Source organism: Streptomyces sp. NPDC048419 (assembly GCF_043200415.1).
Taxonomy (GTDB): domain Bacteria; phylum Actinomycetota; class Actinomycetes; order Streptomycetales; family Streptomycetaceae; genus Streptomyces.
Genome location: NZ_JBICXT010000017.1, coordinates 1 through 23,480, shown reverse-complemented (window position 1 = coordinate 23,480; position 23,480 = coordinate 1). Strand labels below are relative to the sequence as shown.

At 68.7% G+C, this 23,480-nt stretch carries 22 protein-coding genes and 2 pseudogenes; 12 read left to right on the top strand and 12 right to left on the bottom strand.

Annotated elements, in window-relative coordinates:
• Window positions 1-52: 52 nt before the first annotated feature.
• Complete coding sequence (locus ACGFYN_RS30475; RefSeq protein ID WP_393869116.1) at window positions 53-940, top strand: SDR family NAD(P)-dependent oxidoreductase; 888 nt, start codon at window positions 53-55, stop codon at window positions 938-940.
• Between the two features lie 22 nt (window positions 941-962).
• On the opposite strand, the gene ACGFYN_RS30470 is transcribed toward ACGFYN_RS30475, so the two are convergent.
• Entirely contained in the window at window positions 963-2,156 is a 1,194-nt protein-coding gene (locus ACGFYN_RS30470) for an amidohydrolase (RefSeq protein ID WP_393869115.1), read from the bottom strand.
• A 235-nt stretch (window positions 2,157-2,391) separates the two neighbouring features.
• On the opposite strand from ACGFYN_RS30470, the gene ACGFYN_RS30465 reads away from it, so the two are divergent.
• A complete protein-coding gene (locus ACGFYN_RS30465) occupies window positions 2,392-2,955 on the top strand; it encodes a hemerythrin domain-containing protein (protein ID WP_393869114.1) in 564 nt (187 codons plus the stop codon).
• Window positions 2,956-2,990: 35 nt separating this feature from the next.
• Here ACGFYN_RS30465 and ACGFYN_RS30460 read toward each other — a convergent pair whose 3' ends face one another.
• On the bottom strand, window positions 2,991-3,518 hold the full coding sequence (locus ACGFYN_RS30460; RefSeq protein ID WP_393869113.1) for a hypothetical protein: 528 nt from the start codon (window positions 3,516-3,518) through the stop codon (window positions 2,991-2,993).
• Between the two features lie 173 nt (window positions 3,519-3,691).
• Between ACGFYN_RS30460 and ACGFYN_RS30455 the strand changes: the two genes are divergently transcribed.
• On the top strand, window positions 3,692-4,225 hold the full coding sequence (locus ACGFYN_RS30455; protein WP_393869112.1) for a DoxX family protein: 534 nt from the start codon (window positions 3,692-3,694) through the stop codon (window positions 4,223-4,225).
• A gap of 20 nt (window positions 4,226-4,245) precedes the next feature.
• Here the strand turns inward: ACGFYN_RS30455 and ACGFYN_RS30450 are convergent, their stop codons facing one another.
• Entirely contained in the window at window positions 4,246-5,028 is a 783-nt protein-coding gene (locus ACGFYN_RS30450; RefSeq protein WP_393869111.1) for an alpha/beta fold hydrolase, read from the bottom strand.
• Window positions 5,029-5,178: 150 nt separating this feature from the next.
• Complete coding sequence (locus tag ACGFYN_RS30445; RefSeq protein WP_393869110.1) at window positions 5,179-5,415, bottom strand: hypothetical protein; 237 nt, start codon at window positions 5,413-5,415, stop codon at window positions 5,179-5,181.
• Between the two features lie 223 nt (window positions 5,416-5,638).
• Here ACGFYN_RS30445 and ACGFYN_RS30440 point away from each other — a divergent pair, with 223 nt between their 5' ends.
• A complete protein-coding gene (locus ACGFYN_RS30440) occupies window positions 5,639-6,880 on the top strand; it encodes a cytochrome P450 (RefSeq protein WP_393869109.1) in 1,242 nt (413 codons plus the stop codon).
• A 149-nt stretch (window positions 6,881-7,029) separates the two neighbouring features.
• Here ACGFYN_RS30440 and ACGFYN_RS30435 read toward each other — a convergent pair whose 3' ends face one another.
• The 3 genes from ACGFYN_RS30435 to ACGFYN_RS30425 all read right to left on the bottom strand — a co-directional run bounded on the left by ACGFYN_RS30435 (window position 7,030) and on the right by ACGFYN_RS30425 (window position 10,460).
• Window positions 7,030-8,532, bottom strand: coding sequence for a helix-turn-helix domain-containing protein (locus ACGFYN_RS30435; protein WP_393869108.1), 1,503 nt, complete (start codon window positions 8,530-8,532; stop codon window positions 7,030-7,032).
• A gap of 124 nt (window positions 8,533-8,656) precedes the next feature.
• The gene (locus tag ACGFYN_RS30430; protein WP_393869107.1) at window positions 8,657-9,841 is read right to left on the bottom strand and encodes a GDSL-type esterase/lipase family protein; all 1,185 of its coding nucleotides are present in this window, start codon (window positions 9,839-9,841) and stop codon (window positions 8,657-8,659) included.
• A 40-nt stretch (window positions 9,842-9,881) separates the two neighbouring features.
• Entirely contained in the window at window positions 9,882-10,460 is a 579-nt protein-coding gene (locus tag ACGFYN_RS30425) for a TetR/AcrR family transcriptional regulator (protein WP_393869106.1), read from the bottom strand.
• 70 nt (window positions 10,461-10,530) lie between these two features.
• Between ACGFYN_RS30425 and ACGFYN_RS30420 the strand changes: the two genes are divergently transcribed.
• The 4 genes from ACGFYN_RS30420 (at window position 10,531) to ACGFYN_RS30405 (ending at window position 13,909) form a co-directional block, all read left to right on the top strand.
• Entirely contained in the window at window positions 10,531-11,028 is a 498-nt protein-coding gene (locus tag ACGFYN_RS30420) for an FBP domain-containing protein (RefSeq protein WP_393869105.1), read from the top strand.
• Window positions 11,029-11,037: 9 nt separating this feature from the next.
• Entirely contained in the window at window positions 11,038-11,658 is a 621-nt protein-coding gene (locus ACGFYN_RS30415; RefSeq protein ID WP_393869104.1) for an L-threonylcarbamoyladenylate synthase, read from the top strand.
• Between the two features lie 124 nt (window positions 11,659-11,782).
• Window positions 11,783-12,538: a dienelactone hydrolase family protein gene (locus ACGFYN_RS30410; RefSeq protein ID WP_393869103.1), complete on the top strand. Its 756-nt coding sequence runs from the start codon at window positions 11,783-11,785 to the stop codon at window positions 12,536-12,538.
• Window positions 12,539-12,712: 174 nt separating this feature from the next.
• Complete coding sequence (locus tag ACGFYN_RS30405; protein ID WP_393869102.1) at window positions 12,713-13,909, top strand: glycoside hydrolase family 64 protein; 1,197 nt, start codon at window positions 12,713-12,715, stop codon at window positions 13,907-13,909.
• Between the two features lie 57 nt (window positions 13,910-13,966).
• Here the strand turns inward: ACGFYN_RS30405 and ACGFYN_RS30400 are convergent, their stop codons facing one another.
• The 3 genes and pseudogenes from ACGFYN_RS30400 to arsM all read right to left on the bottom strand — a co-directional run.
• Window positions 13,967-16,357 carry a M4 family metallopeptidase gene (locus ACGFYN_RS30400; protein WP_393869101.1) on the bottom strand — a complete coding sequence of 797 codons (2,391 nt, stop codon included), beginning with the start codon at window positions 16,355-16,357 and terminating at the stop codon, window positions 13,967-13,969.
• A 346-nt stretch (window positions 16,358-16,703) separates the two neighbouring features.
• Window positions 16,704-17,087, bottom strand: a complete 384-nt coding sequence (locus tag ACGFYN_RS30395; protein WP_393869100.1) for an STAS domain-containing protein — start codon at window positions 17,085-17,087, stop codon at window positions 16,704-16,706.
• Window positions 17,088-17,577: 490 nt separating this feature from the next.
• Window positions 17,578-18,336 (bottom strand): annotated as a pseudogene (gene arsM, locus ACGFYN_RS30390) (arsenite methyltransferase); the annotation flags it as partial.
• Window positions 18,337-18,412: 76 nt separating this feature from the next.
• On the opposite strand from arsM, the gene ACGFYN_RS30385 reads away from it, so the two are divergent.
• Entirely contained in the window at window positions 18,413-18,739 is a 327-nt protein-coding gene (locus ACGFYN_RS30385) for a hypothetical protein (protein WP_393869099.1), read from the top strand.
• 353 nt (window positions 18,740-19,092) lie between these two features.
• Window positions 19,093-19,410, top strand: a pseudogene (locus ACGFYN_RS30380) (IS3 family transposase); the annotation flags it as partial.
• A 140-nt stretch (window positions 19,411-19,550) separates the two neighbouring features.
• Here ACGFYN_RS30380 and ACGFYN_RS30375 read toward each other — a convergent pair.
• Entirely contained in the window at window positions 19,551-20,018 is a 468-nt protein-coding gene (locus tag ACGFYN_RS30375) for a hypothetical protein (RefSeq protein WP_393869098.1), read from the bottom strand.
• A 229-nt stretch (window positions 20,019-20,247) separates the two neighbouring features.
• Here ACGFYN_RS30375 and ACGFYN_RS30370 point away from each other — a divergent pair, with 229 nt between their 5' ends.
• Window positions 20,248-20,448, top strand: a complete 201-nt coding sequence (locus tag ACGFYN_RS30370; protein ID WP_393869097.1) for a hypothetical protein — start codon at window positions 20,248-20,250, stop codon at window positions 20,446-20,448.
• A gap of 225 nt (window positions 20,449-20,673) precedes the next feature.
• Here the strand turns inward: ACGFYN_RS30370 and ACGFYN_RS30365 are convergent, their stop codons facing one another.
• Window positions 20,674-22,800, bottom strand: coding sequence for a putative adhesin (locus ACGFYN_RS30365; protein ID WP_393869096.1), 2,127 nt, complete (start codon window positions 22,798-22,800; stop codon window positions 20,674-20,676).
• 264 nt (window positions 22,801-23,064) lie between these two features.
• Between ACGFYN_RS30365 and ACGFYN_RS30360 the strand changes: the two genes are divergently transcribed.
• Window positions 23,065-23,480, top strand: a 416-nt coding sequence (locus ACGFYN_RS30360; RefSeq protein WP_393869095.1) for a helix-turn-helix domain-containing protein, incomplete at its 3' end; no start/stop codon positions are given.

Genomic DNA, 23,480 nt, shown 5'->3' with positions numbered 1-23,480 from the left:
TGTGCTCAACTTTCGTTGGACTCATGGCCGCGGTGTTCCTAGCGTGGCAGGCATGAATGCTTCGCGCATCGCTCTCGTGACGGGCGCCAACCAAGGTCTGGGCCGGGCTCTGGCCGAGGGGCTGGCCGCCCGTATGGACCCGGACGGCCTCGTCCTGCTCACCGGCCGCGACCAGCGGCGTGTCGCCGGTGCCGCGCGGGAGGTGGCGCAACTGGCCGGCACCCGTGCCCGCGTCGAAGGCAGGGTCCTGGACGTCACCGACACCGACGCGATCGCGCATCTCGCGGCCGAACTGCGGGCGCGGTACGGCGGGGTCGACGTCGTGATCTCCAACGCCGTGGCCCGCGTGCTGCCCGAGGACTCCCAGTCCGCCCGGGCCGACGAGTTCATCGACGTCTCCAACACCGCGACCCACGCGATCCTGCGCTCGTTCGGGCCCGTCCTGCGCCCGGGCGGCCGCCTGCTCGTCGTGGCGAGCAGTCTGGGCACGCTCGGCCACCTCGATCCGCGGCTGCACCATCTGTTCGAGGGGGCGAGCCTCGACCAGGTCGAGTACGCGGTCGAGTCCTGGCGCAGCCGTATCCACAACAGGACGGCGGAGGAGGCGGGTTGGCCGCGCTGGCTGAACGTGCCCTCGAAGGTCGCCCAGGTCGCCGCCGTCCGCGCGGTCGCCGCCGAGCGCCGTGAGCGCGATCTCGCCGACGGCACGCTGCTCGCCTCGGTGTGCCCCGGCATGGTGGACACCGCCACCTCGCGGCCCTGGTTCAGCGACTACAGCCAGGCCCAGTCACCCGCCGAGGCCGCCCGCGCCGTACTGGACCTGGTCTTCGCCGACGGCGTCGATCCCGCTCTGCACGGCGAGTTGGTCCGCTTCGGCAAGGCCGTGCCCTGGCACGACGGCACGCCTCCGGTGGAACAGGACCGGCTGCTCACGCCGTGACGGGACAGCCGGCGACCGGCGGCTAGATCGAGACCGTCACACCGCCCCCGTGCTCCTGCCACGCCTGCTCCCGCAGCTGCGCGGAGAGCACCAGCTCGACCGCCGTACAAGCGAGGGCCTCCGCCGCCGCGAGCATCACGTGGCGGGCGCGACCGGACGTGGAGGCGGTGGCGAACTCCGGGGTGTGGTCGGAGCCGTCCGGGTCCATGATCGCGACGAAGGGGTGGATGGCGGGGACGCGTCCGCTGACGTTGCCTATGTCGGAGGAGCCCAGATACACGCCCGGTGCCGGGGGTGTGAGGCGGATGCCGGTGCGCGCGAGGTGGCGGGCGAACCGGCCGGACAGGACGTCGCTGTCACGGAAGTGCTCGTAGCGCGGGGTGGCGCGGCCGAAGGTGACGGTCGTGCCCGTGGCCCGGGCCACGCCGTGTGCACAGGTCAGCAGCTCTCCGGCAAGCTCCTCCAAGGCGTCGGTCGTCAGGGCGCGCAGGCCGAAGAGCCCTTCCGCGTACTCGGGCACGATGTTCGTCGCCCGGCCGCCCTCGGTGACGATGCCCTGGATGTGCGAGGCCTCCGGAAGGCGGCGGCCCACCACGGCAAGGGTGTTGAACAGCTGGATGAGCGCCGCCAGGGCGTCGATGCCGTCGGTGGGGTTGCCGGTGGGGTGGGCGGCACGGCCGTGGAAGCCGACGCAGTACTGCGTCTGCGCGGTCAGGGGTGCCCAGCGCCAGTTGTGGACGCCGGGGTGGAACATCAGCGCGGCGTCGACGTCGTCGAACACGCCCGCCTCGGCCTCGGCGACCTTGCCACCGCCGCCCTCCTCCGCGGGCGTTCCCACGGCCCAGATGGACCCGGCGCCCTCCCCCAGCACGGCTCGTGCCGCGAGTGCGGCGCCGAGGCCGGCCGCGGCGATCAGATTGTGGCCGCAGGCGTGGCCGAGTCCGGGCAGGGCGTCGTACTCCAGGAGTAGGGCCACCGCGGGCCTCGGCACCGCTCCCGCGCGTGCGGCGAAGGCCGTGGGCATGCCCGCGAGGTCCCGTTCCACGGTGAACCCCTCGCGTTCGAGCTCCCCGGTCAGCAGCCGCACCGCCCGGTGCTCCTCGAAGGCGTACTCGGGATCGCCGTGCAACGCCTGGGCGACCTCCCACAGCCCTTCCGCCCGCAGGGCCACCTCCGCGCCCACGCGCGCCACCGCCTCCTCAACCGCGTCGGCCACACCACCCTCCCGATCCGCCACTTCGGCCTCCCGAGCTGGCATCGTCCTTCTGCCCCGTACGACTGCGTCGCTCTTGCGAGTTCCAACAAGACGCCGTCCCACACCCCCGACGCGCGGCCTGCACCGCGAACGTGGGCGGTCCGAAGAGGCGTTAGTCCGTGGGCGGTGCGGGCACTCGGTTGCGCGTGGCGGATCCGGACCGGGAACCGCCACTTCCTGCCTGGAGGTGGAAAGCATGGGACATGGTGGAAACGTCATCGACGAGCTGATGACCGACCATCGGGAGGTCGCGGAGCTCTTCGGTCGCATCGAGGCGCTGCCGCCCGGCCACAAGGACCGCAAGGTGTACGCCGACCAGGCCACGATCGAGCTGGTACGGCACTCGGTGGCCGAGGAGGAGTACCTGTACCCGGCGGTCCGGGAGCACCTGGCCGACGGCGACGCCATCGCGGACCGGGAGCTCGAGGACCACTCCAAGGCCGAGCAGATCATGAAGGACCTGGAGAGCTGCGAGGCGGGCGACGCGGAGTTCGACCGGCTCATGGGTCAGCTGATGACCGAGATCCGCTCGCACATCGCCGACGAGGAGGGCAACCTCTTCCCCCAACTGCGTGCGGCGTGTACACCGGACGCGCTCGACAAGCTCGGCGACAAGGTCCGCCAGGCCAAGAAGATGGCGCCGACCCGGCCGCACCCGTCCGCTCCGGACAAGCCGCCGGCCAACAAGCTGCTGGCGCCGGGGGCGGGCATGGTCGACCGGATGCGGGACGCGCTCAGCGGACGCGGCAAGCACGACTGACGGCCGCCGCAGGCCGAGTACGACCGAGGCTTGTCTCAGGCGGTGAGCGCCGGTCCCGTGCTGAGCAGGGTCAGGAGCTGGTCCTGGTGCAACGCGGTCACGGCGGCGAGCAGGTCGGGGTGGCGCAGCAGCGCCGCCGCCCGCCGGTCGGTCTCGTCGGGCGCGACCAGGCGCCGGAACGCCACGGGGGCATCGGCCGCATGGCCGCCCTCGGCGACGGCCGCCACCGCGAGGACTGCCAGTTCCGGGTCGGTCAGCAGACAGGCCGCCCAGCTCGCCACGACCTCGTCGACCCAGGTACGCCAGGCGTGCGCGTCCGCGTCCTGGTCGGCGGGGTCGTCGGAGCCCGAGATCCAGTCGAGCCGGGCCGATCCGCCGGGGCCGGCGATACCGACGAGGGCGGCGTCCACCTGCGTGGGATAGCGCAGCCAGGCCGCGACCGTGACGGCCTGGCGGGCCTGCACTTCGCACAGGGTCGAGGCGAGCGCGCCACCGGCGGAGGGATAGGCGCAGGTCAGCCACTGGGTGGTGGCCGCGATGAGCGGCGAGAGGTCTGTGAGCACGCGAGGTCGTCCGTACTGCGTGAGGGAGAACAGCAAACTACGCAAAAACGGTAGCTCCCACCTCCGGCGAGGAACATGCCCTCACCTCGCCCGACGACGTGGCATCGACCACAGACCGCGGGGAACCCGATGAGTCCCTTCACATACGCACACCCACACACGAGGAGAGACTCATGAGTCTCCTGCGACTGGTCGGCCGGCCCATGCTCGCCTCCATGTTCGTCGCCGGCGGCATGAACTCACTGCGCGCCCCCGAACGGGTCGCTCCCGTGGCCGAGCCGGTCGTCCAGCCGGTCACCGAGCGGGTCGGCGCCCTGCCGGACCGCACCGAGCAGGTCGTACGTCTGAACGGAGCCGTGCAGGTGGTGGCGGGCCTGCTGCTGGGCAGCGGGCGGCTGCCACGGCCGGCCGCGCTGGCCATCGCGGCCACGCTCGTGCCGACCACGCTGGCGGGCCACCGCTTCTGGGAGGCGGAGGATCCCGACGAGCGCGCGCAGCAGAAGATCCACTTCCTGAAGAACCTGTCGATGCTCGGCGGCCTGCTGATCGCGGCCGACGACACCGCCGGGTCGCCCTCACTGGCCTGGCGCGGCCGGCATGCCGCCCACGACCTGCGGCGCGAGGCGCATCTGGTGAACCGGTCCATGCGGGCCACGGCACGCCCCGCCGCGGCGGTCGGTGGCCTCAAGGCCAAGATGAGCCACTGATCGACCGGCTACCCAACGCCTCACCCGCCGACGGGAGTGACGAACCGGTCGAGAGCGGTGGTCAGTTCCATCGGCTTCTCGACCGGTAGTTCATGTCCGGCGTCGATGATGCGGACCACCGCGTCCGGGTAGGCCTTCGCCATGCGCAGCATCTGCTGCACCGGCAGCTGGATGTCGTGAAAGCCGTGGATCAGGAGGGTCGGGACGCGGATCTCGCCGACCCGGTCCAGGACGTCGAAGGCGCGCATGGCGCCGTAGAGCGTCATGACGACCTCGCGGGGAGTGTCCTCGGAGGACTTGATGTACGCGCGGACCTCCTCGCGGGGGAAGCCGGGGGCGAAGGCGCGCCGGATGTTTGCGGCGACGAACAGCTTGAAGGGGACGAGTGTCGAGGCCCCCATCAGCAGGCCCCGTCCGCGGCTGTAGGTCATGCGGCTGATGGAGTCGACCAGCACGAGGCGCTCGACCCGCTCGGGATGGTCGAGGGTGATCGTCTGCGCGATCATGCCGCCCATCGAGTGGCCCACGAGCACCGCCCGCCGGACCTCGAGGTCGTCGAGAAGTGCGACGACGTCCTTGGCCAGTTCGGCGACGGTGCGCACCCCGGCGCCGGTGCTGTCGCCGTGACCGCGCAGATCGAGGCGGATCACCCGGCGCTTCTCGGCGAAGTACGTCATCTGGTGGTCCCAGCGGTGCCGGTTCGCCGTCCAGCCGTGGATGAACACCAGGGGAAGGGCGTCGCTGTCGCGAGGGCCTTCGTCGTCGTACGTCAGCTTTGCGCCGTCGACTTCGAGCTGCGGCATCGTGCCTCCTGGATGCATCCGATTACTGGCCGGTAGCGTAGCGGTCGCCGGAGTGCTCGTCACCGTCGTCCGGCGGTGAGTTCATGGCGGCGGGCACGATGCGGGCCCCGCGCGTGACGCACGGGGCCCGGGTTTGAGGACGATCCGGTGTCAGCCACCGTCCAGCCGCGCGCGCAGGAGTTTCTTGCCCAGCTCCGCGCCCTTGCGGCTGTCCGCCTGGGCCTTGCGGAACAGGTCGGCCACCTCGGTGTCCTTCTCGCGCTCCGCGTCCTTGATGTAGGTCTCCAGGCGCAGGGCGTTGCTCAGACACGCCTCCACATACCAGATGAGGTTGTAGTCCTTGTCCTGCGTACCGGTCGCGCCTCCGGTCTCCGAGCTGCCGGTCATTTGTGCCTCCTTCAGCGGTAGTGGTTCCGGGACCGTCCGAGTACCCGTCTCACGCCGCGCATTCGGCCGACGTCGTCGGTTCGCCGGGTATCGGTGGTGGCTGCGCGGCGTGATTTCGCTCAGCCGTGCGAGAAGGGGCGACGACGGTGTGTACTGTGCTCCGAGTGGCGGCCCGAGGGCCGTGGACCCCGTCCTGCCCGGTCTCATCTCTGGGAGATCAGTCGTGACCGTCACCGACCACCTCGACCGGTTCGCCATCGATCCGTTCGGCGCCGACATCCCCGCGGAGAGCGCCGAGTTACGGGCGCTGGGTTCGATCGTGCCCGTCGAACTGCCGGGCGGGATACCGGCCTGGGCGCCGACCCGTCACGACATCCTCAAGGACCTGATCCTGGATCCGCGGGTCAGCAAGGACCCGCGGCTGCACTGGCGGTTGTTCCCCGAAATCGGTCAACGCCCCTCGTGGAGCTGGGTATTGGGCTGGGTGGGCGTGGTCAACATGCTCTCCACCTACGGGGGCGACCACGCGCGGCTGCGCAAACTGGTGGCGCCGAGCTTCACCCACCGGCGCACCGAGTCGATGCGCGTGCGGGTGGAGGCGATCACCGCCGAGCTGCTCGACGCGCTGGAGGCGGCGGGCGCCGACGGGCAGGTGGTCGACGTCAAGGCCGGGCTCGCGCATCCCCTGCCGCTGCGGATGATCTGCGAACTGTTCGGTGTGCCGGACGAGTTGGTGGACGGCACCCGGCGCCTGATCGCCGCCATCATGGACACCTCCGACCCGAGCCCGGAGCACGGCGCGTTCGTGCACCAGCAGATCGGGACCGTGCTGGGCGCCCTGATCGCCCATCGCAGGGCGCATCCGGGCGACGACCTGACCACCGAGCTGATCCGGGTGCGGGACGAGGACGGCGACCGGCTCAGCGACGAGGAACTGCTGTACACCCTGCTGCTGATGATCGGCGCCGGGTTCGAGACGACCGTGAACCTCATCGGCAACGCGATCGTCGCCCTGCTCCGGCATCCCGGGCAGCTGGCCGCCGTACAGGCCGGGAAGACCGCCTGGGACGCGGTCGTCGACGAGACGCTGCGGGTGCACCCGTCGATCGCAGCGCTACCGCTGCGGTTCGCCGTCACCGACATCGCCGTCGGCGACGTCACGATCCCGGCGGGCGACGCCATCATCACGACATACGCCGCCGCGGGGCTGGACCCCGCCCGCTACGGCCCGGACGCGGACGCCTTCGACCCGGCACGCGGCGCGGAGGACCATCTGTCGTTCGGCATCGGTGTGCACCGGTGCGTCGGCGCGCCGCTCGCGCGGATGGAGGCGATGACCGCACTGCCGGCTCTCTTCGAGCGCTTCCCCCGGATGCGACTGGCCGTCGGCGTGGACGAGTTGCGGCAGGTGCCGTCGTTCATCGCGTTCGGCTGGCAGGAGGTGCCCGTGGTGCTACGGGCGTAGAACCGCAAGGGGGCGCGACCGGTCCCCCGTTCCGGTCGTGCCCCCGCGGCCCGTCGAACTTACGTGCCGAGTGGACACGTTGTGAACCGCGTCCATGCCCGCTGCGGCCGTCGGGGGGCTCACCTGTGCACAAGTGAGTCCGGAAGATCCTAGTTCGTCCGGTCGAATGCGGGCCGGTCGAGATCACCGAGGGCCAGATGAGCGAGGACGACCTCGTACAGATCGCTGCCTGAGGCGAGCAACTGGCGCTCCAGGACGGGCTCCGCGCTGCGGACGTGTTCGCGCACCGTCTGCGCGTGGACGCCAAGGAGCTGCGCGGCGCGTTCGGCGTTGCCTCCGGCGGCGATCCAGCTGCGCAGGGAGCGGCGCAGATCGCGGGCGTCGGACTCCAGGCGCCCGAGCAGGTCCCGCGCCCAGGTCCGCAGGGCGGGACCGGCCAGCAGGTCGCTGAGACCGGGGTGGGCCGTCCCGGCGGGGCGGGCGCCGTGTGCCTCCTCGGACAGGCCGACCCGCGTGTTGAGCGCGAGATGGACGACCGCGCGCGCGGTGAGATCGGAGAAGTCCGCGTGCAGCAGGCTCTCCACGCGGTCCATGCGGGCGCGGACGGTGTTGCGGCTGACGCCGAGGACCTTGGCCGCGTTCACCGCCGTGAACTCCAGGCCCAGCCGGGTGGTGGCGAGGAGTTCGGCGCGCGTGTGGTGTGCCAGGGTGTCGAGCGGGCGCAGCACATCGGCCGTCCAGCCCTGCAGCACGGCCGGGTCCATCAGGCGCTCGGGATGGGTGCGTTCGGCGTAGACGGCCTGCTGGTCGGGCCGGAATCGGGCCACGGCGAGCGCGCTGACGGCCTGTCCGTAGGCGGTGGCGGTGCGCACCAGGCTCTGCGGGGCGCTGCCGCCGAGGAAGGTGTCCGGCCGGCGGCCGACCACCAGCCTGAGCTCGGCGGACGCCGCGTCCCGGGGAGCGACGACGATGACGTGGGCGTCCACCGCGGGGCAGCGCACGACCAGCGCCTGCTCGGCCGTCGCGGTCACGCACTCCTCGGCGATACGGTCACGCTCCTCGGCGCTGCCCTCCAGGACGTAGACGCAGGCGGTGTCCGTGTCGAGGAGGCCGGGCCACAGACCCGCGGCCACCCGGCGGGCGGAGACGGTGTCCTCGACCATCAGCAGTTGCAGGATGGCCAGGCGCAGATCGGACGTCGCGCGCCGCAGCCGCCGTCCGGCCGCCGTCGACTCACGTGCCCTGAGCAGGAGTTCGACCACCTGGGCGGTGTGGGTCACGATGTCCGAGGCCCGCCGGTCGAAGGGGGCCGTACGGGAGACGGACAGCACTCCGGCCGAGGCGGGCTGTGGCTGCTGCACTCCGACCAGCCGCAGATGGAGCCCAGCGTCGTCCCAGGCCGCGGAGGCGATGCGGCCGGAGACGATGTCGGCGAGGAGGTCCTCGTCCAGCGGCGTCGGTGTGCCGGCGAGGACGCGGCCGGTGTCGTCCTGCAGACAGGCCGTCCCGTCCACCGCGTCCGAGAGCCAGGTGACGACCCGGCGGATGTCCCGCCCGGTCGGCCGCAGGTGGTCGAGCAGTTCCCGCGCCCACCTCGATCCCTCGGCGCCCGTCACCTGCGCAGGGTGGCCCGCGTCCTTTCGGCCAGCCATCTGGGCCTTCTCCTCGTCCATTGCGTCGACCTCGGCATGTCGGTCGGGGACGTTACCTCACGCATGCCCAGTGGTGACACGAGTACGGCATTCGTACGGCGAGGAGAGCAAGGCCCCGAACCTCTCAGCTGCCAAAGTCGGCGAAGACGCCTCCCGCGGTGAAGACCCGTCCCGCGAAGCGCTCGCCCATGCGCAGGTGGGTCGCGGCGTCCGGGTGGAGCTGGTCGGGCAGCGGCAGTTCGTCGGCGTCGGGTTCGCCGTACAGGTCGCGGCCGTCGAGGTAGTGCAGGTTCGGGTCGTCGGCCGCCCGCTGGGCCACGATCCGCTCCAGCTCGTCCCGGACGACGCCCAGGGTCAGCTTTCCGTCGGCGCGCTCGGCCGGGTCGCCCATCGCGTGGAACTGGAGCCGGCCGTCGCTCAGGGTGCGGAAGTCCAGGGCGGTCGGGCCTGGCGTGTCCTCATGGATGGGGCACAGGATGGGCGAGACGACCAGCAGCGGTGCGGTGGGATGGCCTTCGCGGACGGTGTCGAGGAAGCCGTGGACGGCGGGGGTGAAGGCGCGCAGCCGCATCAGGTCGGTGTTGACGAGGTTGATGCCGATCTTGACGCTGATCAGGTCGGCGGGCGTGTCGCGCAGGGTGCGGGCGGTGAACGGGTCGAGCAGGGCGCTGCCGCCCAGCCCCAGGTTGATCAGTTCCACGCCACCGAGCGAGGCGGCGAGTGCGGGCCAGGTGGAGGTGGGGCCCGCCGCGTCGGAGCCGTGACTGATCGAACTCCCGTGGTGCAGCCACACCTTGCGCCCGCTCGGCGGGGCGGGCTCCACGGGGGCGTCGGTGCGCAGCGCGACCAGCTCGGTCGTCTCGTCGTGCGGGAGCCAGATCTGCACGTCCTTGTCACCGTCGGGCAGGCCGGTGAAGCGCAGGGTGCCCGCGGCGCCGCGAAGGAGGTCGACAGTGCCGGCCGTCATGTCGACGGTCACGACGTCACCGCCCGTGACGCTCCCCCGGCCGGCCGGGCGGCCGTCGACGAGGAGCTCGTACACACCGTCGGGACGGGGCGGTGCGCCGGCGTAGAGGCGCTTGGTGGGCACCGTGTCGAGCTCGACGGCGGTCGCACGGGTGCGGAAGGCCAGCCGTACGCCCGAGGGCTGCGACTCGGCCATGGCCAGCTGCGGATCGGTGCACTGGGCGCGGGCCCAGGGCGGCAGCCGGTGCGGCAGCAGTCCCCGTTCGGTGTGCTCCACGTCGAGGGCGCCGCGCAGCAGCGCGGCGGTGATGGGCGTCGTGATCCATTCGTACTTGGTACGCATGTCCTCCTGCCTCGTCTTCAAGGGAGTGGGGTCGGCGGGTTCAAGGGGTCTGCCGGGCGGGCCAGTTGCGCAGCAGGGCATCGAGGGCGTCCAGGATCCGTCTCCAGCTCTCCTCGGAGTCGGGGGCGCTGTGGCTGAAGCCGCCGCCCGCCTCCAGGCTGACGTAGCCGTGGAAGACGCTGCCCAGCAGCCGTACGGCGTGGGTCTGGTCCGGTTCGGTCAGGTCGTAGCCGCGCAGGATCGCGCGGCTCATCTGCGCGTGCCGGACGCCCGCGCCGGCGGCCGCGGTCTCGGGGTCGAGTCTCATCCGGGCCGCGACCGCTCGGCCGGGGTGTTCCCGGGCGTAGTCGCGGTAGGCGTCGGCGTAGGCGGTCAGGGCGTCCTTGCCGGCCCGGCCCGCCAGAGCGTCGGCGGCGCGGTCGGCCAGCTCGTCCAGGGCGAACAGCGCGATCCTGACTTTGAGGTCCTGGGAGCTCTTCACGTGCGAGTACAGGCTCGCCACCTTGACATCGAAACGCCGGGCGACCTCCGAGACGGTCACCAGCTCGAAGCCGACCTCGTCCGCCAGCTCCGCACCCGCCTGCACGACCCGGTCCGTGGTCAGCCCTGCGCGCACCACAACCTCCCTCTCTGCTTCCACAGGCCATTAAGCTTTTGCCTAAACCCTTTAGGCAACATAGCCTGAGCTTATGGAACCACTGACCGAACGCGAGATCCGCGCCGCCTTCATCAACTGCACCAAGGGCGAGGCCAAGCGCCTGTCCGTCCCGCGTGACCTCGCCGACCAGCCCTGGGACGACCTGGACTACCTCGGCTGGCGCGATCCGCAGGCGCCCGACCGCGCCTACCTCGTCACCACCGGGGACGAGGGCCGCCCGAGGGCCATAGCGCTGCGCGGCTCGTCCGCCACCGTCGGGCAGCAGCGGCGCAGCATGTGCTCGATGTGCCTGACCACCCATTCCGGCGGCGTCTCCCTGATGGTCGCGCCGAAGGCGGGCAGGGCCGGCCAGCAGGGCAACTCGGTGGGCGTGTACATATGCAGCGATCTCGCCTGTTCGCTGTACGTGCGGGGCAAGCGGGACGCGGGCGTCGGTGCGCGGCTGCACGAGACGATCACCCTGGAGGAGAAGATCCGGCGCACCATGGCGAACATCGACGCGTTCGTCGCCAAGGTCGGGACGGCATAAGCTCGGCGGATGGCGAAGTACTTCGACGTGCACCCCGACAACCCCCAGCCTCGTGCCATCTCCCAGATCGCGCAGAGCATCCGTGAGGACGCCCTCATCGCGTACCCCACGGACTCGTGTTACGCACTGGGATGCCGACTCGGCAGCCGCGACGGCATCGAGCGCATCCGGTCCATCCGCCGGCTCGACAACCGGCACCACTTCACCCTTGTGTGCCAGGACTTCGCACAGCTCGGCCAGTTCGTGCACGTCGACAACGACGTGTTCCGTGCGATCAAGGCCTCGACGCCCGGCAGTTACACCTTCATCCTGCCGGCGACGAAGGAGGTGCCGCGGATACTGCAGCACCCGAAGAAGAAGACGGTCGGCGTACGCATCCCCGACCACGTCGTCGCCCAGGCCCTGCTCACCGAGCTCGGCGAGCCGCTGCTGTCCAGCACGCTGCTGCTGCCCGACGAGGAGGAGCCGATGACCCAGGGCTGGGAGATCAAGGACCGCCTCGACCATGTGCTGGACGCGGTGGTGGACTCCGGGGACTGCGGCACCGAGCCGACGACGGTCATCGACTTCTCCGACGGGGAGGCCGAGATCGTACGGCGCGGGGCCGGGGACGTCACGCGCTTCGAATGAGCGGTTCCGGTCGGGGAAGGGGCCACGGCGAGCTGATAAGTGGCACGTGCAACGATGACCGTGTCCGGCCCGTCGGGCCCGCAGAAGTCGCTTCGCCGCACCGTGCGCAGAGAGGTGGTCCCCCATGACCTCCGTTCAGGGAACAGCCGTTGACATCACCACCGCGGACGGCGTCGCCGACGCCTATCTCGCACATCCCGCCGACGGCCTCCCCCACCCCGCCGTACTGCTCTACCAGGACGCCTTCGGACTGCGTCCGCACCTGGAGTCCATGGCCGGCCGGCTGGCCGGGGCCGGTTACACGGTGCTGGTGCCGAACGTCTTCTACCGGCACGGCCGCGCTCCGGTCTTCGACCTGCCGGAGTTCATCGACCCCTCGCAGCGGCCGCAGATCTGGGAGCAGATCGCCCCGGTGATGCAGTCGCTCACCCCCGAGCTCGCCATGCGGGACGCCGGCGCGTATCTCCAGTGGCTGGCCGACTCCCCGCTCGCCGCCGACGGCCCGGTCGCCCTGGCCGGCTACTGCATGGGTGCGCGGCTGGCCCTGTTCACCGCCGGTACCTACCCGGACCGCGTCGCCGCCGCGGCCAACTTCCACGGCGGCCGGCTGGCGACGGACGCGCCGGACAGCCCTCACCTGGTGGCCAAGGACGTCACCGCCGAGCTGTACTTCGGCCACGCCGACCAGGACGGCTCCATGCCGCCCGAGCAGCAGCAGCTCCTGGAGGAGACCCTGACGGCGGCGGGCGTACGGCACCGCTGCGAGGTCTACCCGGGCGCGCACCACGGGTACACGCAGGCGGACACGGCCGCGTACGACAAGGAGGCGGACGAGCGGCACTGGGCGGCTCTCCTCGACCTGTTGCAGCGGACGTTCTGATGCTTCCGCTCTGACGTTTCCCTTCCGGCGCCCGTGGATTGAGTCCCACGGGCGTCTTCGTTTCCCACAGGTTCCACTTATTGACATGGACGCACCCCGATGCCAGGTTGAGAGCGCTCTCAAACGAGGTACGGACCAATTCCCCTCGAGTGACCCCACACACGGAGGTGGAGCGTGCACCACAAAACAACTCGCCGTCTGCTGGCCCCCACAGCCGCAGCCGCAGTGATCGCCGCGGTGATCGCCATCCAGTCGCCGTCGTCCGCCAAGGCGGCGGTGCCCGACACGATCCCCCTGAAGGTGACCAACAACTCCGGCCGCAGCGACGCGGTTTACGTCTACACCATCGGCACACTGCTCTCGACGGGGCAGCAGGGCTGGGCGGACGCGAACGGCACGTTCCATGCGTGGCCGGCCGGCGGGAACCCGCCCACGGACGCGCCGGACGCGTCCATCGCGGGGCCCGGCGCAGGCCAGTCGAAGACGATCCAGATCCCCAAGTTCTCCGGGCGCATCTACTTCTCGTACGGGCAGAAGCTCGTGTTCAAGCTGACCACCGGCGGACTGGTGCAGCCCGCCGTGCAGAACCCGAGCGACCCGAACCACGACACCCTCTTCAACTGGTCCGAGTACACGCTCAACGACTCCGGCCTGTGGCTCAACAGCACGCAGGTCGACATGTTCTCCGCGCCCTACGCGGTGGGCCTGCAGGGATCGGGCGGGAGCACGGCCACCACCGGGCACCTCAAGTCGGGCGGCTACAACGGCGTCCTCAACGCACTGCGCGGCAAGTCCGGTTGGTCCAAGTTGATCGAGACCCGGTCCGACGGGACGGTGCTGCGGGCTCTCGCGCCGGGGCACGGGCTGGAGTCCGGCGCGCTGCCGGCGTCCGTGATGGACGACTACGTCAACCGCGTCTGGCAGAAGTACGCGTCCTCGACCCTGACCGTGACACCGTTCGGCGACCAACCGGACACCAAGTACTACGGCAAGGTCTCCGGTGACGTCATGAACTTCACCGACGGCTCCGGCAAGGTGGTCACCACCTTCCAGAAGCCCGACGCGGACAGCGTCTTCGGCTGCCACAAGCAGCTCGACGCGCCCAACGACCAAGTGCGCGGCCCGATTTCGCGCACCCTGTGCGCCGGCTTCAACCGCACCACGCTGCTGACCAACCCGAGCCAGCCGGATTCGTCCGCCGCGGACTTCTACAAGGACTCGGTGACCAACGAGTACGCCCGGGCGATCCACGACCAGATGGCCGACGGCAAGGCCTACGCCTTCGCCTTCGACGACGTCGGCAACCACGAGTCGCTCGTCCACGACGGCAGCCCGCAGGAGGCGGACCTGACCCTCGACCCGTTCAACTGACGCCGACGGCCTCACCCCGCGCACCGCGGGGTGAGGCCGGTCTGCGAGCGGGTGCGGTCAGCTGGTCGTCAGTGCCGTGTCGTCGACGACGAAGCTGGTCTGCAGGGAGGAGTCCTCGGCACCGCTGAACTTCACGGTGACGGTCGAGCCCGCGTACGAGGAGAGGTCGAAGGACTTCTGGGCGTACCCGGAGGCGGCGTTGACGTTGGAGTACGTCGCCAGGGTCTTGGATCCGGCGGTCACCGTCAGCTTGTCGTAGGCGGTGCTGCCGCTCTCCGACGTGTCGATGTGCAGGTAGAAGGTGAGCGTCGCCTTGCAGCCGGTGGGTACGGTCACCGACTGGGACAGGGTGTCGGTGTGGGTGGTGCCGTAGCCGTCGAGCCAGGCCTTGTACGAACCGCCGTGCGCGGCCTCACCGGTGTCGGTGGTGATGACCCCGCTCGACGCCGTCCAGCCGGTGTTGCCCGACTCGAAGCCCGGGTTGCTCAGCAGCTGGGCCGAGGTGCAGGTGCCGCCGCCCGAGGTGCTGACCGTCCAGGTGAAGGAGGCGGTGCCGGTGGCGCCGGTGCTGTCGGTCACCGTGACGGTGGTGCTGTAGGTGCCGGCCGTGGTCGGCGTACCGGAGATCACGCCGGTGGAGCTGTTGATCGACAGGCCGGTGGGCAGTCCGCTCGCGGCGTACGTCAGTGAGCCGCTGTTGGTGCTGCCGGCCGAGATCTGCAGGCTCGCCGCCGTGCCGACGGTGGAGGACTGGCTGCCCGGGTTGGTGACCGTGACGCCCGACGACGGCGGGGTGATGTGGCTGCCGACGTTGATGCCGGCGAAGGCGTTGCCGACCCCGGCGTACTGCGTGGAGTTGGTCCCGTACAGCGCGGCGGCGGCGTTCAGGGCGGCGGTGCGGGCTCCGGCGTAGTTGGTGCTGGACGTCATGTATGTCGTCAGCGCCTTGTACCAGATCTGCAGGGCCGCGGCCCGCCCGATGCCGGTGACGGCGACGCCGTCGGAGGTCGGGCTGTTGTACGTCACGCCGTTGATGACCTTCGTGCCGCTGCCCTCGGAGAGCAGGTAGAACATGTGGTTCGCCGGGCCCGAGGAGTAGTGCACGTCGAGGTTGCCGACACCGGAGTACCAACTGTCCGCGGACCCGCCGTCCTTGCTCGGCTTGTCCATGTAACGCAGCGGTGAACCGTCGCCGTTGATGTCGATCTTCTCGCCGATGAGGTAGTCACCGACGTCGCTGCTGTTGTTGGCGTAGAACTCCACGCCGGTGCCGAAGATGTCGGAGGTCGCCTCGTTCAACCCGCCCGACTCACCGGTGTAGTCGAGTCCCGCCGTGTTCGAGGTGACGCCGTGGCTCATCTCGTGCCCGGCCACGTCCAGCGAGGTCAGCGCGTGGGTGTTGCCGGAGCCGTCGCCGTACGTCATGCAGAAGCAGCTGTCGTCCCAGAAGGCGTTGACGTAGCCGCTGCTGTAGTGGACGCGGGAGTAGGCCGCGGCACCGTCGTTCTTGATCCCGCTGCGCCCGAAGGTGTTCTTGTAGAAGTCCCAGGTCTCCTGCGCACCGTAGGCGGCATCCGCGCCCGCGGTCTGCGTGTTGGACCCGGAGCCGGTCCCCCAGACGTCGTCGGAGTCCGTCATCAGGGTGCCGGTGCCCGACGTGCCGTTGTTGAGGCTGTACGTCTTGTGGCCGCCGCGCGTGGTGTCGTAGAGCTGGTAGGTCGACCCGGACAACGTCGTGTTCAGCGTGACCGTGCCGCTGTACTGGGTGTTGCCCGTGCCCGTCTTGATGTCCTGGTACCGGCCGAGCTCCTTGCCGGTGACGGCGTCGGTGACGACGTGCAGCCGGCTGGGCGTGCCGTCGTCCTGCAGGCCGCCGATCACGGTCTCCCAGGCGAGCTTCGGGGTGCCGCTGCCCGCCCAGATCACCTTGCGGGCGCTGTCGGCGGTGGGCCGCTCGGCGTCGAGTGCCTTGGCGGTCTTGAGAGCCTTGCTCTGGGCGGCCGACTTGCTGAAGGTCGCGGTGGTGGAGGCGACCTTGATGGTGCGCTTGTTGTTGAAGGTCGTGCTCACCGTGCCCTTGGCCAGGGAGGCGGGCGGAGTGTGCACCACGAGGTCGCCGCCGAGGACGGGCAGGCCGGCGTAGGTGCGCTCGTAACGGGTGTGCACAGTGCCGTCGTTGTCCTTGACGACGTCCTTGACGACCAGCTTCTCCTTGGCGCCGAGACCTATCGTGCGGGCGGTCGCCGAGGTCTTGCCCTGCGCACTCCTGATCAGTGCGCTGTGCTGCGCCGGACTCAGCTTGGCCTCCTGGCCACCGGTGCGCAGGGGGCTGGGGTGGGGAGCGGCAGACTGAGCGCTCGCCGGGACCGACTGGATGCCGACGGCGAGAAGAGCCGCGGTGGAGGCCAGGGCTCCGAGCGCGGTGCGCTTGCGGGGGATGCGTCTCACTCGTTCTCCTACTGCTGCGGCCGCGTGGGGCGGCCATGACAGACCGGGCAGACGGGTGTACTGACCGGGACGAGACGGGCTGTGCGGGACGGGCCGTCACTGCGCGTGATGAGAAGAACGTGGGGGGTGATGCGGCAGTTGAAGGGAGAATGACAGCGTTGACCGGGGCATGTCAGCAGCGTGCGGGCAATCTAGGGTCGCACCGAGGGCAATCTAGGGTTATCCCTCTGTGCGGGGTCCGGCGACGGGCGGTTCAAGTGGGCTTGTGCGCAAGGAAACTGACGGTTCACCTGGTACTTGTCGGCCTGCGCGAGCCGACAAGGCCGGGGCCCGCAGACCGGCCCGGCTACTTTCGCGAACCATCGACGCCGGCGGGCGGCAGGGACAGGGCGGCCAGCGCGTCGGCGAGGGTGGCGTGCAGGCGGATGCCGGCGAGGTGCGCCTGCTCCAGCACCGTACGGACCGATGGCCTCGCGGCGACCACCAGCACCGGCGCGTGGACGAGATGATCCGTGGCCCGCTGGACGGCGCGGCGGGCGGCGGCACTCACCACCTCCACGCCGGCCACGTCGAGCACCAGCCGCAACCCGTGCCGGGCCGCCCCGTCGAGGTGCCGGTCCAGCTCCTGCGCGAGGTGGGCGCAGGTGTCCGCGTTCAGCACACCCGACAGGCAGACCACTGCCACGTGATCGGTGGCCGGCTGCACCGTCAAGGGGATACGGCTCGTCATCGTGCCACGCTCCACGGTCCGGTCGGACGCATGCGTCGTGCGGGGCGCCGGTCTCGTATACGTCATCCGATACGTCGACCGGCGTGGCCGCTGCCTGACCGCATGCACACCCTTTCTCCGGAAGAGTGAGGGAAGCAACCAGGCATCCGGCGTGATCGACGCAATACGGCGGAAGCGGTCCACCCGTCCGGCTGCCTGGGAGTGGCGCGAGGTCAGTTCTGACAGGCACATCCGGAGGCACGCTTGGCCTCGTCGGTGGTGCGGGACGGATCGTCAGACTGCTCGGACGGGGTGCAGCACGCGGTGACGCCGCAGCAGGAGTCGTGCGCCCCCCCGCCGGGGGGGGGGGGGGGGGGGGGGGCCGCGCGGGGGGGGGGGGGGGGCGCGCGGGGGGGGGGGGGGGCGTCCCCGCGGCGCCGGCGGCCGGGGGGTGCGCGGCGCGGGGGGGTGGGTGGGGCGGGGGCCGCCCCCCCACTGCTCGGGCGGCGGCCTTCGCTCCGGCCGTGGGCTTCACCGCGCGGACGATGGCGGAGTGCAGCCCGTCGGCGACGGCGTGGGCCGGTGTGATCTCGATGTCCGTGAAGCCGGCGGCCGCCAGCTGCGCGCGGTACTCGGCGAAGGACAGGGCCCCGGCGATGCAGCCGACGTAGTCGCCGCGTTCGGCCCGCTGCCCGGCGGTGAGGGTGTCGTCGGCGACGACGTCGGAGACACCCATCCGGCCGCCGGGCCTGAGCACACGGAAGGTCTCGGCGAACACGGCCGGCTTGTCCGTGGACAGGTTGATCACGCAGTTGGAGATGACGACGTCGATCGTGTTCGCGGGCAGCGGGACCGCCTCGATGGTGCCCTTGAGGAACTCCACGTTCGTCGCACCCGCCTTCGCCGCGTTGGCCAGGGCCAGGGCGAGCATCTCCTCGGTCATGTCCAGTCCGTACGCCTTGCCCGTCGGGCCCACCCGGCGGGCGGACAGCAGCACATCGATCCCGCCGCCCGAGCCGAGGTCCAGCACCCGCTCGCCCTCGCGCAACTCGGCCACGGCGGTGGGGTTCCCGCAGCCCAGCGAGGCGGCGACGGCCGCCGCGGGCAGCGCCTCGCGTTCGTCCGCGGCGTACAGGGTCGAGCCGAAGTTCTCGTCGACCTCGACCGGCTCGGGCCCGCAGCAGGCGGTGCCGCCCTCGGTGACCTTCACGGCTGCCGCCGCGTACCGCTGCCGGACGGTCTCGCGCAGTTCGGTGGACTGATCGCTCATGACGCACTCCTAGGCCCGCATAGACGTTCCTTGATGCAACCTTGCGCCTTGAATCGAGAGACGTCAATATAGAGGTATGTCGAAACAACAGCTTGCGGTGATCGGCCGGGACGCCGGCTGCTGCCCAGGTCTGACCGCCGCACCACTGGCCGAGGACAGGGCGACTGGGCTGGCCAGGGTGTTCAAGGCGCTGGGCGAAGAAGTTTTCGGGCACGTCGAGGAGCGTGGCCAGTTCGGGCGCTTCGTCGACGTACAGCAGGCCCCGGTCACGGTAGTTGACGCCGAAGGACACCAGTCCGTCCCACAGGTGCTCGTCGAACAGGATGACGGCCGCCCGGAAGGCAGGATCCGCGTCGTCCGGGCTGTCCTTCGTCAGTTCGCTCCACACCTGCTCGCGGGCTAGCCACGCGTCCTTGTCCTGCCAGGCGACACGCAGCCGGGCGGGCGGCACCATGTCGGCCTTCCGCTTCCTCCGCGACGAAGCGCACTTTGACCCGCAGCGGGCGTTGCGTGCCCATCTCGGCTTCTGCGACAGGTCCGTGGTGTGGCGCCACCCGGTACGCCCACCGCTCCCCCACGTCCACAGGCCCTCTCCTGGCCGACTCCGCATCTGAGCTTGTTCCGCTTTGACGGACACCATTGGTGTGGTGGTCAGGCTGCGAGTGCCGTCTCGTATTCGGCGGGACTGCGATAGCCGAGGCTGCTGTGCAGACGGTGCAAGTTGTACCAGCCCTCGATGAAAGTTCTGGCGGCTGATCGCCACGGGGGTCACGACGGTGGAACCGCGGCCCGGGTGTGAAGTTCGTCCGGGCACTCGACCGCCACCGGATGGCCGGATCAATAGGCAGAGTTGGGGCGGCCGGTGACAACGCGGCCATGGAGTCCTTCTTCAGCCTGCTGCAGAAGAACGTCCTCGAACGCCAGACCTGGACCACCCGCGAGGAACTGCGGATCGCGATCGTGACCTGGATCGAGCGGACCTACCACCGGCGCCGCAGACAAGCCGCACTCGGCCGGCTGACTCCTGTCGAATTCGAAACCGTGATGACCACAACGGCCCTCCATGCCGCGTGACCGAACCTGTCACCCAAACCTGCAGCAGACCCTCTCGCGGACGGGGAGTTCGCCACCACAGCTCCTGGTTATGCCGCGGCCCTGGCCTTCATAGCGGCACACGGGCACGTCGTCGCGATCGGAGTGGAGGGCACTGCCTCCTACGGGGCCGGGTTCACACGCGCCGCCCGCACGAAGGGCTTGCCGTCGTAGAGGTCAACCGGCCGGACCGGGCCGAGCGTCGGCGCATCGGCAAGTCCGATCCTGTCGACGCCTACGCGGCCGCACGAGCCGCTCTGTCCGGCCGGGCCTCCGGCGCGCCCAAGGACGACAGCGTCGCCGGCATCCGTGCTCTGCACAACGCCGCCCGGTCCGCCACCAAGGCCCGCACCGCCGCCCTCAACCAGATCGGGCAGATCCTCATCACCGCGCCTGACGCCATCCGCACCAAGTACGCACAGCTCAGCGGCACAGACCACACCGATGCACTGGCCCGGTCGCGGCCGACCGGCGACGCCGTGCACGTCGCCATCCTCACCGCGCTCAAGAGCCTCGCCCGACGCGTCAAGGAACTCACCGCCGAGCACCAGGTGCTGACCCGGGTACTGGACAGCGAGAGCAGCACCCACAACCCTGGACTCCGCGCCGCCTACCGCGTCGGCCCGGACACCGCCGCACAACTGTTGATCACCGCTGGAGGCAACCCGGAAAGGATGCGGCCCGAGGCGTCCTTCGCCGCTTTGTGCGGGGCGTTGCACCCGTCCCAGCCTCCAGCGGCAAAAACCCCACCGGCACCGCCTCTCCAGAGGCGGCGACCGGTCCGTCAACGCGGCCCTCTACCGCATCGCCATCGTCCGGATGGCCAGCGACGCGAAACCCCGCGTGTATGTGGCACGGCAAACTGCCGCCGGCCGGACCAAGAAGGAGATCATCCGGCTGCTGAAACGAGCCATCGCCCGAGAGATCTTCCGCTACCTGACCACCACCGTCGCCGTCCCCGAGATCGCCGACCTACGGCCCCTGCGGCAGTCCAAGAACATCACCCTCACCGCAAAATGATTGACGCAGGGCATATCGTCCTTAGGGCACCACTAGCGCTGGCGGGTTGCCTTCCGTTCCGAGCCCGTCGGACACGGCAACTGGAACAAAGGGCGGTTTTGATGCTACGGCCCAAATAGTGGCGTCGACCTCGTAACGTCCCCGCTTATCTACGAGTATTTGGAAGATACTGATCAAATCATTGTTTGACCGTTCGTGAACTTCGACGCGACGAAATAGGCTCACTCAAATGTCATACCACGCATTTAGGCTGGATATACGGTTGTATATCTTCTTGAGTTCGACAAGGGCTTCTTGCTTGGCAGAATTTATCGACGTATGGAATTGTGCTCCATTCTCTGCAGCATAGGCCGACTTGATTGCATTCGCCGTCTGACTCGAAAGGAATATAATACTCGCATCTTCGGATAGTCTCTTCGCACCTTCTCCCTGCAACTTGATGGCGGGGAGGCGTAGATCATTAATATATCTGTCACACTCCTCAATGAAAGCGAAACTTTCTGTTCTTCTGATCCCTTTGAGATATTTCTTAAACTGTCTGCGGTACACAGTGCTCTGCATCATGTCATCGAACGTCGGCGCCTCCTGGATAGGTATCATTTTCTTCTTGGTGACACTAGAAAAGAGGCTCTTGACTTCGTCTACGGTAAAACCGGGCGGGAGGGATACCTTGATGGCGCCCGGCGTACCCTCTGTCCAACTTCCTCTTTCCTCCATTCTGATTGTCCCTGCGAATTCGAGCGGCCCAATCCCGCCAACGCCAGGATGAATGATCAGAAGCGTTTCGCTAGCGCTGATCCTTTGGAGGTCGAACTTAACGGACTGCCCCACCTGGAGTTCCTTGATTATACCTTTGTTAGACTTCTGGAGTGATTTCCGTTGAGCGCTGGTTATCGCTTCCGGATGAGGGCGCTTCTCTTCGGTCAACGCCGGTATAGCCGGCTTACTCTGGCGCTTCTCTTCGGGCGTGGTCGCGCTGGATGTCGTGGTAGTGGTGGTTGGTACGGTGGTGGTGGTTGGCGCGGTGTTGGTGGTGGTTGGTCCGCTGGCGTACGGCGCGATCGTAGTTTCTCCTTCCGCCATTACTTCCATTGCTGCTTCGTAGGCGAGTGAAAAACGTGGGATGCGAAACAACGCGGTTTGCTCATTCTTGGGTAGGCTGGCGTACACGAAAAGTGCCTTTTCGGAGGCGCCGGGCTCATTAGATTCAATTTGTTGAACGAACAGCCTGGACAATTGCTCATAGAACTCGTCGATTTCCGTGGGCGCATCTCCAAGGCCACCACTTCCCATGCAGACGCCGATATATAGATTCTTCACACCTCGATATCGAGCCAAGATTCCTCTGCAGGTATGGAAAGGTCGACGGCACAAATCTACCTCGGTACAGAGGCTTTCCGTCCCCGCAATCCAGGTCACATCACCTTCTCCCTTCCGTAGCATTGCTACCGCCTGGGAAAATTCAAGACTGCGCGCGGATGCCCAGGTCACCACGTCCAACTCTAGCTCATACTCGGTAGGCGGCCCGAGGGGGATGTTAGGGAGAGTGGCCCCTTCGGGAAAGATTCCTTTGGGCGCAACACTCAGTGGGTTCGCACATACTTCCGTGGCTTGGACGGTCGAAAGCAGCTTTCCTGGTTCAGCATAAGTATAGAGAGTCATGCCCAATGGCACGAATGTGTCCTCGTCCGCGTCGTTCCCATGCCCCATGACTGCAAGCACCGGTTGATCACGCCGACGAAAACTTGTAGGTAGGGGGCCTTTGCTAAGAACCGTGCACTCAAGGCAAGCGAATGTATGTGACGGCATGCTCTCATAGCAGTTGCGGTGGGCTAGATGAACCACGGTGTCGCGCGTGTGATAAAAGACGTAGACATCGTGAGAACCTTCGACCTTCTTTTGGCACACTAGGCAGCTTCCACGGTAGGATTTTTTGAAGGCTTCCGAGCTCTCTTTGGCGCCCTGCAGAACTAGCGATGCCCGCTTTTCTTCGCTCTCGTGTATATTTTTCTTTTCTTCTGGGTTTAGTTCGTCATAGTCATCGTCATGTGGATCGCTCAGAGGGCTACTCCCGTGCCTTTGGAGAACACCACTCCACACGCGGCGTAGCTCACGGAGCGTTTCTGGGTCTTGTACTGCCACGGTCTTAAGTTTCTCGCCGAATTCTTTACGTACGACCTCTTTAATTTTGTCCGACGGGCTTTTAGGGGATGAGGGCTCGGGCGCGGATGCCTCTTCCTGCGCCGCGGGTGGGGGTGCGGCCGTAAGGGGAGTGGTGATCGCATCAGTGGTGGTCGGCTTGGTGGGTGAGGTTTCATCGTCCATCGAGGGGCCAGGAGGCGAAGTGGTCATGTGGATCTCTTCTCGTGCCCTGCCTAGGGGCCTGCTCGAGCTACCTGACCGGGTACCGCGGGCCTCGAAGCCGCACTTGCGGACCGCCCGACATGTCGTACTCATTCATTATGCGCTCTTGGATCGCTGTATGCCGCAGCAGGCTGCGGGCTTCGGCGTAGCCCGGTCAGTGCTAGTGTCCTGCGCCAGTAGTTGATCGTTAGTAGGTGTGTGACTTCTGCTGCTGGTGCGTCAGTTCCCCGTCGGGGCCCGAAGCTGGAACCGTTGCTGCTGTCGGATGACGAGCGGGCGGTGCTGGAAAGATGGACGCGTCGGGCGACATCGGCCCAGGCTCTGGCCCTGCGGGCACGGATCGTGCTGGCCTGCGCGGGACCGGAGATGCCGCCGATCGTCACGGTCGCCCGGGATCTTCGGGTGACGGCGGACACCGTCCGCAAGTGGCGGCGGCGCTTCCTCGCCGAGCGGCTGGACGGCCTGGCCGACGAGCCGAGGCCGGGCCGGCCGCCCACCATCAGCGTCGATCAGGTGGAAGCGGTGGTGGTCACCACGCTGGAACAACTGCCGAGGAACGCCACCCACTGGTCGCGCAAATCGATGGCCGAGCACAGTGGTCTGTCGAAGTCCACGGTCGGCCGGATCTGGCGGCAGTTCCAGCTCAAGCCGCATCTCGCGGACACCTT